The 9,146-nt window shown below is 54.1% G+C and carries 9 protein-coding genes; 8 read left to right on the top strand and 1 reads right to left on the bottom strand.

Going from position 1 to position 9,146, the window contains the following annotated elements; genetic code table 11:
- The 3 genes from U9R25_16875 to U9R25_16865 all read left to right on the top strand — a co-directional run.
- The coding region (locus tag U9R25_16875) for a sodium-independent anion transporter (GenBank protein MEA3337572.1) at positions 1 to 572 on the top strand (572 nt) is incomplete at its 5' end.
- A 181-nt stretch (positions 573 to 753) separates the two neighbouring features.
- Positions 754 to 2,181, top strand: coding sequence for a diacylglycerol kinase family protein (locus U9R25_16870; protein ID MEA3337571.1), 1,428 nt, complete (start codon positions 754 to 756; stop codon positions 2,179 to 2,181).
- A gap of 1 nt (position 2,182) precedes the next feature.
- Positions 2,183 to 2,698, top strand: a complete 516-nt coding sequence (locus U9R25_16865) for a hypothetical protein (GenBank protein MEA3337570.1) — start codon at positions 2,183 to 2,185, stop codon at positions 2,696 to 2,698.
- Positions 2,699 to 3,591: 893 nt separating this feature from the next.
- Here U9R25_16865 and U9R25_16860 read toward each other — a convergent pair.
- On the bottom strand, positions 3,592 to 4,884 hold the full coding sequence (locus tag U9R25_16860) for a DUF418 domain-containing protein (protein MEA3337569.1): 1,293 nt from the start codon (positions 4,882 to 4,884) through the stop codon (positions 3,592 to 3,594).
- A gap of 198 nt (positions 4,885 to 5,082) precedes the next feature.
- Between U9R25_16860 and U9R25_16855 the strand changes: the two genes are divergently transcribed.
- From U9R25_16855 to U9R25_16835, 5 genes are all read left to right on the top strand, one after another.
- Positions 5,083 to 5,850, top strand: coding sequence for a DUF2202 domain-containing protein (locus U9R25_16855; GenBank protein MEA3337568.1), 768 nt, complete (start codon positions 5,083 to 5,085; stop codon positions 5,848 to 5,850).
- Between the two features lie 259 nt (positions 5,851 to 6,109).
- Positions 6,110 to 6,823, top strand: a complete 714-nt coding sequence (locus U9R25_16850) for a Crp/Fnr family transcriptional regulator (GenBank protein ID MEA3337567.1) — start codon at positions 6,110 to 6,112, stop codon at positions 6,821 to 6,823.
- A 54-nt stretch (positions 6,824 to 6,877) separates the two neighbouring features.
- A complete protein-coding gene (locus U9R25_16845; GenBank protein MEA3337566.1) occupies positions 6,878 to 7,105 on the top strand; it encodes a 4Fe-4S binding protein in 228 nt (75 codons plus the stop codon).
- A gap of 4 nt (positions 7,106 to 7,109) precedes the next feature.
- The gene (locus U9R25_16840; GenBank protein ID MEA3337565.1) at positions 7,110 to 7,364 is read left to right on the top strand and encodes a hypothetical protein; all 255 of its coding nucleotides are present in this window, start codon (positions 7,110 to 7,112) and stop codon (positions 7,362 to 7,364) included.
- A 40-nt stretch (positions 7,365 to 7,404) separates the two neighbouring features.
- Positions 7,405 to 8,631, top strand: coding sequence for a hypothetical protein (locus U9R25_16835; protein ID MEA3337564.1), 1,227 nt, complete (start codon positions 7,405 to 7,407; stop codon positions 8,629 to 8,631).
- Positions 8,632 to 9,146 lie beyond the last annotated feature (515 nt).

The following is a 9,146-nucleotide window of genomic DNA, read 5'->3' as shown; positions in this document are numbered from 1 at the left end:
AGATCACGGTGAAAGAATGGACGCCAACCGAAAAGCTTCTCCCGCTTGAGCAAGATGCGTCCAAAACAGTGCCGTCCAATCGCCCAGTTGTGCTGGTGACCTATGGCAGCCTTTTCTTTGCCACGGCACCTTTATTTGAGGAACAACTGCCGACTGTGGTTGAAGAGACGCACAATGCTGCGGTCATTATCAACTTACGGAAAAGCATTGATTTGGGCAGTACGTTTCTCAAGGTTTTGGATCGGTATGCCGCTGACTTACAGGCCCATGATAGCTTGCTGATGCTGGCGGGGGTGGTGCCAAAGGTTGTGGATCAATTGGAAAAGACGCGGCTGATGCGCAAGATTGGCCGGGAGAATATCTTTGTGGAAGGAGAAGTCATTGGGCAATCGACGTTGGCAGCCTGGGATAAAGCGGAGAAGTGGGTGGCTGAGGAGCCGCAGCGGCGGGTGGCTGAAGCGGCAGCGGAAGTAGAAGCGGAAGCAGAAGCGGAAGCAGCACGCAAAGAGGAGGCGGAGAAGGAGGAGGAAACGGTCGTTTCCGACACTGAAAAATCCGAAAAAACAAAATAGGAGAAATGGACTGAGAAATTCAAGCCCGATCAATAAAGTAAATGGAGTAGCTACTCAGGCTCTCGAGGTCTGAGCGGCTCGACGCCCCAGGCCACCGATCCGGAACGCTGCAAATTAGAGACGCTCAGCCAACAGCTACAAGCCAGCCTCACTGGGCTGGATGATTCAAAGGGAGAGAACGGTGAAAGAGAATAACATCCATTTAGTTTTAGCCGTATTTGATGGGCAGGATAGTGCAGAAACGGCCGTGCAGCAGTTACCCAAACGAGACCGAAATGTGGTCTCGGTCGTGGTCATGCGAAAAGACGCTGGTGGACAAGTGAGCTTCCACGACATCGGGCGCACCCCACGCCGGGGCACCATAACCGGCGTCATCCTGGGTGGCGTCATCGGTTTGCTAACTGGCGGCACCGGTCTGGCATTAGGCGTTCTGGGAGGTGCAATCGGCCATCATCACGCCAAAGAGAAACAAGCGGTCAACGTGATGCCTGACCAACTAAATAAGGTTGCCGGTTCCCTGGGGCCGGATTCGTCGGCCATTATCGCTGTCGTCAAAGGTGAGCCAAGAGCCCAATCTATCGCCGTGATCAAAGAAATGGGGGGCGATATTTTTGAAGCAACGATTCCTCAAGAAGCATCCGATCAACTTGATGAGCAGGCAGACGAAGCGTATGCCATACTGCTGGCAGCCCTGGCTGAGAAAGCGGGAGGTGCAGCGAAAACGACCGTTCCTTACCAGAAGATCCACGTCGTCATCAACCCCGTATCCGGCAAAGATCAGCCCATCATCAATATTTTGAATGACGTTTTCTACCGTCACGGCGTTGAATGGGACATCAGCATCACCAGGAAATTTGGTGACGCCACCGAATTCGCCCACAAAGCGGCCGAAGCCGGTAACGATCTGGTGGTTGGTTATGGTGGCGACGGCACCCAACATGAGATCGCCAATGGCGTCATGGGTACGGGTGTACCCATGGGCGTGCTGCCTGGCGGCACCGGCAACGGCTTTGGCAATGAAATGGGCATTCCCACCGAACTGAGACCTGCCGTTGAAATTCTTTGCACCAGCTTCAACCAGCGCAAAATCGATATCGTGCAGCTGGAAGACGGTTCCTATTTCGTCCAGCGCCTCTTCACCGGCATCGAGCCGGAAGAACAGACCAGTCGAGAGGACAAGGACAAGTACGGTACCCTAGCCTACCTGGCCCGCGACATCAAACGTCTTGGTGAAATTCGGGACATCGAATATACCCTGAAAATAGATGGTGAAGAGATCGTAATCATGGGAAATAAATGTTACGTCGTCAACTCTGCAAAAGCCGGGACGGGCCTCTCCATCAGCGAAAAATTCAAGGTGGATGATGGCTACCTGGACGTGTTCATGCTCAGTCGAGATAAAAAAAGCACCGATGCCGCCCTCAACCGCTTCTTTAACCTCGAAAATGAAAAAGCAGGCATGTACTACTGGCGCGGGCAGGAAATCGAAATTGATGCCGAAATAGACCAACCGGTGTGGACAGATGGCGAATATTCCAGGCGAACACCTGTTTCGATGAAGGTGATAACGGCTGGGTTGACGGTAGCGGTGCCGCAAGAGGAAAGGTGAAATGACTTCAATAATACGTCTCATCCGAGACAAAATACGCGGCATCCCCAAAGATATACCGTTGGATTATTCACAAATTACAGAGAATTTGTACATCGGCGCCTGGCCGACAAAATGCCATAGAGAGACGATCATCTCCTTAGAGGTGACATTGATCATAGCCACGATTTTGGAGCGGATTGATAAGGAGTTGAATCAGCCGCCCCTCACACTGGTTCATACTCGCGCCACTGATTTAGGTCATCGCCTCATTTATCCTACCGGGCAGATATTGAAAGGAGTGGAACCGGCCGTCTCAGCGATCCGCAATGGAGACAAAGTGATGGTCTTTTGTAAGGCCGGCAAACACCGCAGCGCCACTATGACTTCCTGTGTTCTGGTAGGTCTGGGACATTCGGCCGATGCAGCGATAAGGATTGTGGAAGCGGGCAGAGAAAAGGCGGATATGAAGGAGACTCATCGTAAGACAATCCGAAAATTTGAGCAACACTGGAAAAAGCAACACCCACAAGAATAGAAAGCTTCCCGGAAGTTTACTTAAATTGGGGATGATACCCGTTTTCACCGTGTTGATAACGGAAAACTAACTTTTTATGACCTGGATCTGCCTGAGGTTAATGAAGTCAAAAAGGGCTTCCTGGAAGAAAATGACAGATATCATTTCATCGCTTCTTCGGTACTGAATCATGGGTGGATGGCTCCACTTTTGCATCATGAAGACCGTTCATTGCAATTGGTTGTGAGCAATGCCACGTCAGGGCTAAAAACGCCATGGTCAGGAAGGGAAATGGATTAACATCTTGGGTTACTACTCAGGCTCGGCAGGAAAATGACTTGTTTGCGCTCAGATCAACCACAGATTGCACAGATTTTTTTGTTTGAATCTGTGTCAATCGGCGAAATCTATGGAAAAACCGGGACTGCCTGAGCAGTTACTTACAAAGTATTCAATGTAATTGTCAGCTTTGCCTGGTAGATATCTGATATCACGGTCAAAGTTGGCAACTTCTTAAAACATAATGCACTACGGAGGCAAAAATGGCCTATTTTGTCGTGCAAGTTCTCGTCAACACGTTGGCATTGGCTGATCATCCTGACCTTGATGTTCATCCAAAGATCAAAAACAAAGGGAGCCAACGTACAGTTTGAGTGAGGATTTCCCGGAAATAGCCGAATACGTACAGTTTGTCTGAAAAAAGCACCGATCTAACCAGGCAGCAGTAGCGTCAGTGACCCCCTCCGCACATGTACAAATCATGTCGGGGGGCTTTGTTGCATGTAGCGGCTTCAAGGATCCAAAATGGGTGGGGTGGGCGGCTTGTTCAGTACAGCAGTGCGCCGCCGATAATCCAGGCAGGGACGGTCGAGCAAGGGCGTCGGCACGCGGCCACCACTAACCGGCGTTCATGGTCAGGAGGTGAAGGCTTCACGCCGCATCGGCTGGCGTTTGCCGTAGCTAAGCGTACGCCACAGCCACTCCATTGGCCCAAAGCGGAAGCGAGCCAGCCACCAGATGCTGAACACAACCTCTGCCGCGTAGATGACGATGGTGAGGAGAATGCCGGCAGCGATGCCGATCTGGCCGTATAGCCCGAAGCCATAACCGAAGAAGAGGATGGAGCAGATAGCGCTTTGTAAAAGATAATTGGTCAGGGCCATGCGCCCGACTTTGGCCAACGGTTGCAAGCGCCGCCGCCAGTCAGCACGTTCGGCCAGCATGGTAAGGGAGGTCATGTAGAATAGCGCCAGTGCCGGCGCGCCGAAGATCTGACCGGTCAGCGAGATCAGGTTCGCCAGCGAGGGCACAGCCCGGTTTGCCTGCTCGCCGAAATAGACGTAGACGAAATTGCCGATCAGGCCGATGATCAACCCCCACAACCAGACTTTGCGGATCAGCAGCATATTGCCGGGAATGTCTTCAAAGATGTGGCGCTTGCCCACATACAAGCCCAGGATCATCATGGCAAGGACGTTGAAGCCCATAAAAGGCCAGGTACTGTACATGAACATCATGTCCCGCGCCCGCTGCGCCGTGACCTCGATGAAATTGCCGTTGGTGTAGACTTGATCGGCCTGCACGCCCAGAGCCGCATAATTGGCGATCTGTTCATCGAGAACCCTGGCCATCTCCTCCCGCCCCATCGCCATCTCGCCCATTTTCACCAGGCCAAACAGGGCGGTGTTGAGCAGCAAAGGCAGCAAAAGGAAAATGAACGTCCAGATCAGCAGGGTTCTTGGCTTCGCCTTGCGCCACAGCAGCAGAGCAATCCCCAAAACCGAATACATGATCAGGATATCGCCCGGCCAGAAAAGGTAGGCGTGAATCAGGCCGATGCCCAGCAGTACCAGCATGCGCCGCAGCCAGAAGGGGCCGAAGCGAGCACCCTTCTCCACGGCCCGCAAGTATTGGATGGCCATGCCCAGACCGAAGAGGAAGCTGAAGATGGAGTAGAATTTCCCCTCGGCGAAGAAGGCGATGAACCAACGGGCCAATTGGTCGAACATGGTGGACGGCTCATACAACTCGGCCACATAATTCAGGGCCGACTGGTTAAAGAACTCCATGTTCACCAGCAGGATGCCGAAGATAGCGAAGCCGCGCAGGATATCGATGGTGATGATGCGGTTGCGGGGTCGCACGGGAGCTTGCAGACGGCCCATACTACTCGAATCGCCGTTTGCGTTTGAAATGGCGGTTGGCATGGAAATCCTCCTCTCGAAAAGGAACTGAGCGTATGCCGACAGCGTGCATAGCTCGACCCCCAGTTTACCCCAAATCGACTAAAAAGGGTATGGCGTTCGTCAATATCAAAAGTCTCCACAACTCCTCCACATTCTCCTGTTATTCTGTAATTGTCAGCGAGAAAATCGCCGATCACTCAACTCAAGGAGACTAAAATCATGAAAACCATAAAAACACTCGCATTCAGTTTTTTCGCCGGGCTTCTAGCCCTGACCATCGTCACCGTCGGTGCGCCCGTCGTTGCTGAGGCGAGCGCCAACATTGGTCCCGATGACACAAGCATCTACCTTCCCGCTGTCGGGAGCACGACTTCAAGCAATCTGACCGGCGACGAGGCCGATGGCCTTCAGTTCATGGTGGAGGAAGAGAAGTTAGCCCGCGATGTTTACCTCACCCTGTACGAGGAATGGAATTTCCGCATCTTCCAGAATATCGCCAGGGCCGAGCAAACCCACATGGATGCCATCCGCACTCTCCTAGATCGTTATAACGTCGAGGACCCGACCATCGGTAGTGAAATCGGCGAATTTACCAACCTCGACCTGCAGGAGCTCTACGACAGCCTGGTGGACCTCGGCAGCGAATCACTGGCCGATGCCCTGGCAGTCGGTGGCGACATCGAAGAAATAGACATCTTCGACCTGGAAGAGTACATCGAAGCAACCGACAGGGCCGACATAATCCAGGTTTATGAACGATTGCTGTGGGGATCAGAAAACCACCTGCGGGCGTTTGTCCCGGCCTGGGAACGAGAGACAGGTGAGACCTATGTACCTGAATACCTGAGCCAAGAGCGTTTTGATGAGATTATGAGCGGAAGCCAGGGATATGGTAACAGCGGCGGTGGTCGCGGAAAAGGGGGCGGCCGTGGCGATGCCCAAGGCGGGGGCCATCCTGGTTCTGGTCGGAAAAGGGCATCGAATTAAACCCCGGCGACCGTGTTGAACTCGAAGGTATTGACTCACCCGACCACATGGAGCTCAGCTGGATCAGTAACTTGACGACAGGCGAACGCCTCGACCTGCGCACACCCGATGGGATGCCGGTGTGGACGCAGTGACGAAGCGATCAAAGATTGAAGATGAATGATCAAAGATTGTCGTACGAAATGCTTCTTTGATCATTCATCTTTACTTCTGGTCTGAGTTGCGCACCTCGGCCATCCAACGTATAATGGCGAGGAAGATGCCCCTCACACCACCATCACCCATGCCTTCCAGTCGCTCCCTCGAACACACCATCGAAATTTTGGGCGCTGTCCCGCACTTTTCCGGGCTGGATGATGCCACGCTCAGGGCTGTGGCTGAAGCTGCGATTCGCCGGGACTATGGCAGCAACCAGGTGGTCTTCGTGGAGGGTGATCCCAGCAAAGGTTTGTACATCGTCGAAACGGGGTGGCTCAAAGTCGTCAAGATGTCGACGGATGGGCGTGAACAGGTTCTTCATTTTTTGGGGCCAGGCGAAACATTCAACGCTTTGAGCGTCTTCACCGAGATGACGAACCCGGCCACGGTTGTCGCCCTGGAAACATCCGTCGTGTGGCTGGTTCATCGCGAAACGATGCTGCGGTTGCTGGATACGCATCCTGAACTGGCGCGGGTCATGGTCCAAAAACTGGCGACGCGCGTGCAGCATCTGATCTCCCTGGTGGAAGACCTCTCCTTGCGCACTGTCGAGGCCCGGCTGGCGCGCTTGTTGCTGGAGCAGGGTGGGCGGGGGATGGTGCAGCGGCGGCGTTGGGCCACCCAGACCGAGCTTGCCGCCCGCTTGGGCACGGTGCCGGATGTTTTGAGCCGGGCCTTGCGTAAACTGGCTGCCGAAGGGCTGATTCGGGTGGCTCGACATCAGATCGAGATCCTTGACATCGAGGGGCTGGAAGAAAGGGCGATGCTGGAGTAGGCAAATCCGACCTAAGTCGTGGATATGGCTTTGCAAAGGGGGTATGATGGGGCAATGGATAGTTTTTCCGAAGACAGACCAGTACCGATCATCGATCGCGCCCTATGCGATGGCTGCGGACTGTGCGTGCGTGCCTGCCCCTCCGATGCCCTGGCGCTGGAACATGGCAAGGCCATTGTCGCTTGCCCCGACGCGTGTCAGTACGATGGTTATTGCGAAATGATCTGCCCGGTTCAGGCTATCAGTCGTCTTTTTCTAATCATCACCATTCCCCAGGAGTAAACACATGACGAAGTTTTTGAACAAATGGACACGTATAATTCACCGCTGGATCGCTGTGCCAACAGCGATCCTGATTCCTATTGCCGTTATCTTGAAATTCACCGGAGACGCCACCCAACACCTTCCGCCGCAACTTGAGCAATTTCAATCCATCCTGATGTTGTTGTTAGCTATCAGTGGAGCTTATCTCTTCCTGGTCCCTTACATTGCCAAACAGCAACGCGAGCGTCGCAAAAAAGCCCAGGCAGCGACCAAGTAGGCCGTGTTGAGCAGTCATTCTATCTGAAACGGAGACCGCTATGTTCAATCCATACTTCTTCACGATTCTACTCTACGTTTTTCTGGCCGTTTTAGGCGCGTTGGACGCGTCCCTGGTCGGCTATGAAGTGATTCCGTGGGTCAATGGCTTGCGTTGGATGCGGATCCATCTCGTTACGCTGGGCATCATGACGCAGTTCATCTTTGCGGTTGCGCCGGCATTGGTGGCTTTGCGCAGTAACCTTCCTCGCCCCAAATTCCGCTGGGATATCTGGGCCACGCTCAATGTGGGCATGATGGCGCTTCTGTACGGCATCCCCCTGGTGAACCTGCCCGTGATTCTGGTCGGAGGCACACTGATATTCATCGCCGCCACACTGCTGATGTGGCAGCTCTATCAAATGCGCAGGCAGCGCAAGACGCCGGTTGCTGGGAGCGGAGCATTCGCCGATCCTCACACTGGCCGCAAATTCTACATCGCCGGCCTGAGCTACCTGCTATTTGGCATTTTCATCGGCACAGGTCTGTGGATGGGATTGCCTGGTCTTCTGCGCATGGCGACGCCGGTCGAAGTGCACATCCACGCCAATAACTGGGGATTCATGTCATTGGTCTTTGCGGGACTGATCGTCGATGCTTATCCCCGATTTGCGGGACGCCCCCTGGCCTGGCCGCGCTCCATCACGCCCATCTTTTGGCTGATGGTGTTTGGCGCGCTGGGATTGACCCTGGGGCCGTGGTTCAAATCATTGTATTTTACCGTCCCCGGCCTGCTTCTGCATCTGGCGGGAACCATTTGGCTGGTATTGAATGTGGTCAAGCCCCTGCTCGGTGACCGAAAAGCCTGGACGCCGGGCATGTGGCACCTGGTCTCTGCCTACTTCTGGATTCTGGCCCCAGTGCTCACCGCTCCCTTTGTGATTTTGGGCGTACCGGGAATTGCCGGCCATGCTGTCGAGGCGAATGCACCTCAGGCTTTGATCTACGGTTGGGTACTGCAAGTCGGCTATGCTCTGCTTCCCTACTTCGTGCGCAGAACACTACAACCTGACCAACCTGCCCGTTTGGGTGGCAACTGGTTCAGCCTGGTGACGGTGAATTTGGGTGGCCTCTTCCTGTGGTTGAGCATTTTCATTACACCTGCCTACGGTTTGTTACTCGGAACCGCCTACGCCTTGTGGGCGCTTTCCCTGCTGCCGATCGCCCGTGAGTTGTTTCAGAGCCTTCGGCAAGGGATGGATCGTTTGGAAGAGACTGTTCCGGCTTGATCCAGGCCCCTCTGCCCGTCTTTATCACTTCTCCACAATTGTGTGCTAAAATTCCTCACAACCTAACCTGGACAAGCCAGAGGAACGCTGATTACGCAGGCCTTCGGCGCAGAGATCGCCGATCTTTTTTGATCTTGTTTGGATTGATCTGCGTTTATCAGCGTTGTCTGCGGTTACGGTTTTTTCCTTTCACCGCTGATTGCGCAGACCTTCGGCGCTGATCTCCTCTGATCCTGTTTGGATCGATCAGCGGTTATCAGCGTTGTCTGCGGTTCATTCAGATCCCTTCGGCTACGCTCACCGGCACGCTACGGCAGCACGTCAGCACGTCAGCAGACGATGCGTGAGCTAGACGATGCGTGAGCTAGACGATGCGTGAGCTAGACGATGCGGCCTAGCACGCCACGGCAGCAGCCGATGCGAGAGCTAGCAGGCGTACCGTGACGCTAGCAAGCGGTGCGAGACGTCAGCAGACGGTGCGTGAGCTAGCTAGGTAAGGCCACCGAGAGGTGAGA

Source organism: Chloroflexota bacterium (assembly GCA_034717495.1).
Lineage (GTDB): Bacteria > Chloroflexota > Anaerolineae > JAAEKA01 > JAAEKA01 > JAYELL01.
Note: the sequence above shows the minus strand (reverse complement) of the source record. Positions and strands in the feature narration are given on the sequence as shown.